General features: G+C 33.7%; 1 protein-coding gene. It reads left to right on the top strand.

Annotated elements, in window-relative coordinates:
- The first annotated feature begins 110 nt into the window (after positions 1-110).
- Complete coding sequence (locus DFR80_RS15135; RefSeq protein ID WP_114490493.1) at positions 111-1,181, top strand: IS30 family transposase; 1,071 nt, start codon at positions 111-113, stop codon at positions 1,179-1,181.
- Positions 1,182-1,248 lie beyond the last annotated feature (67 nt).

The following is a 1,248-nucleotide window of genomic DNA, read 5'->3' as shown; positions in this document are numbered from 1 at the left end:
TGATAAATTGTATAATTAAATGCACGCGGTGATTTGATAAAAAAATAGACACATACCTGTACCTTTTGTATAATGTTAATAACCACAAAAACATTAGGAGGGTACAGAATATGTGTCAAAACAATTGTAACACAAAAAGAGAAAAAGGTGAACACCTAAATTATGCAGATCGTGTAAAAATAGAGCATTTATACAATCAACAGAACAAAAATTATACTGAAATAGGTAAAGAACTAAACTGTCATAGAACTACAGTAAGTCGTGAAATTAAAAAGGGTGAAATAGAGCTAAAAAATAGTGATTGGACTTATAGAAAAGAGTATAGTGCCAAAAGAGGACAGAAAGTTTATGAGCAAAATAATACTGCAAAAGGACGAGATTTAAAAATAGGTAAAAACAAAGATTTAGCTAAATTTATAAAAAAACAGATACTTAAATTACGCTCACCTGCAGCAGTTGCAAAAGACATTAAAGAATCAGATGATTATGACCTACAATTACACTGGAAAACAATCTATAATTATATAGATAAAGGTGTTTTAGATATAGATCGAGATGATCTCATACATGGCAATTATAAACCTGAGAAAGATAGGCCTAAAGAAAGTGCAAGCACTACGAGACGCAAGGAAGGTCGGACAATTAGAGATAGACCTGAAGAAGCTGATACCAGGGAGGAATTTGGACACTGGGAGATGGATTTAGTAGAGGGGTTAAAAGAAAAAGGAGAGCCTTTCTTACTAGTTCTAACAGAAAGACAGACCAGACAGGAAATTATAGAAAAAATACCGAATAAAAAAGCAGAATCAGTGGTAAAAGGACTGGATCGAATAGAAAGACGATTTGGGGTAGTTAATTTCAGGGAGACTTTCAAAACAATAACCACAGACAATGGATCAGAATTTGCAGATTATGAGGGGATTGAAGAATCATTTACAGGCAGCAGTATACCCAGGACCAGCCAATATTATTGTGATGCATATTGCAGCTGGCAGAGAGGCTCAAATGAGGTGGCTAACCGTTTTATCAGACGATTTTTACCCAAAGGCACAAGTTTTAAAGGTATTAAGAGAACACTCGTAAAAAAGATACAGGAGTTCATAAATACATATCCAAGAAAAATGTTTGACTACGGAAATTCAGATGAAATGTTCAGAGAAAAGTTAAGTTTTAGTATCTAGAAATACTAAAGGTACAGGCTATTTTAAAAAAATCAAAAAAACCGTGCATTGCAACTTGCAATTCACC

The organism is Halanaerobium sp. ST460_2HS_T2 (assembly GCF_003337665.1).
GTDB classification, from domain to species: Bacteria; Bacillota; Halanaerobiia; order Halanaerobiales; family Halanaerobiaceae; genus Halanaerobium; species Halanaerobium kushneri.
The sequence above is the reverse complement of the archived record's forward strand: the minus strand, read 5'-3'. Positions and strand labels throughout refer to the sequence as shown.

Coding starts and splice junctions, on each gene's coding strand:
- DFR80_RS15135 (WP_114490493.1), top strand. CDS start 111: ATGTGTCAAAACAATTGTAACACAAAAAGAGAAAAAGGTGAACACCTA.